At 48.1% G+C, this 1,194-nt stretch carries 1 protein-coding gene; it reads left to right on the top strand.

The genetic code is table 11. The features are described 5' to 3' along the window. The coding region (gene clcA / locus R7Q47_RS25390) for a H(+)/Cl(-) exchange transporter ClcA (RefSeq protein WP_318090120.1) at positions 1–984 on the top strand (984 nt) is incomplete at its 5' end. Positions 985–1,194 lie beyond the last annotated feature (210 nt).

The following is a 1,194-nucleotide window of genomic DNA, read 5'->3' on the forward strand; positions in this document are numbered from 1 at the left end:
ATGGTGCTCGGCCGTGAAGGCCCAACGGTGCAAATGGGCGGTGCTGTCGGTCGAATGGTGACCGATATTTTCCGCGTTAAAGATGACGATACTCGCCATTCCCTGCTCGCTTCTGGTGCTGCGGGCGGTTTGGCTGCGGCCTTTAATGCACCGCTTGCGGGGATCATGTTCGTAGTTGAGGAAATGCGACCTCAGTTTCGCTACTCGCTCATCTCGATTCGTGCCGTGATCATTTCTGCCATTATGGCGAACATTGTATTCCGCGCTATCAATGGTCAAGACGCCGTAATCACCATGCCACAATATCAATCCCCAGCGCTTCAAACATTGTGGTTGTTCCTATTACTTGGCGCACTGTTTGGCGTGTTTGGCGTGATCTTCAACAAACTGATTACAGTGGCGCAAGACAGCTTTGTTGCTATTCATAAAAACGACCGTAAACGTTACCTGATCACGGGCTCTATTTTGGGCGGCGTATTTGGCCTGCTGTTGCTTTACGTACCTCAATTAACGGGCGGGGGTATTGCACTTATTCCCGATGTCACAACAGGTAACTACTCGATCTCTATTTTAGTGCTGCTGTTTATTGGTCGCGTGGTCACAACTTTGCTTTGCTTTGGCTCTGGCGCACCAGGCGGTATTTTCGCGCCAATGCTCGCGCTGGGCACACTATTTGGATACGCATTTGGCGCAAGCGCAGATGTTCTGTTGCCCACGCTTGATATAGAACCTGGCGTTTTTGCGATTGCAGGAATGGGAGCGCTGTTCGCTGCGACAGTTCGCGCGCCTATCACTGGTATTTTGTTGGTGATCGAAATGACCAACAACTACTATCTGATTCTTCCGCTAATCATTACCTGTCTAGGGGCGGTGATTGTCGCACAGTTGCTTGGTGGACAACCTATTTACAGCCAGTTGCTGCATCGTACGCTTAAAAATGACAAGCTACGTCAACAAGATCTCCCTGAAAATCAGGCCTCCTAGGCAACTTAAAGCACTCCGGCTCCAAACCTACTTGTAAGTATCACGAATGTTTGGAGCCTGCATTTCTATAATTTTGCAACGGTTCGCAAATATTCGATACCAAACTCACAAAATTATCATTCTCTGATATTTACCCATCATGTTTAGGCGTCATCGCCTGTTTAACTTGTTAATATTCGCGCCATAAAATAGAGCAATTGTTCCACTCAA

The sequence above is a fragment of the Vibrio sp. Vb0349 genome, from assembly GCF_033338975.1.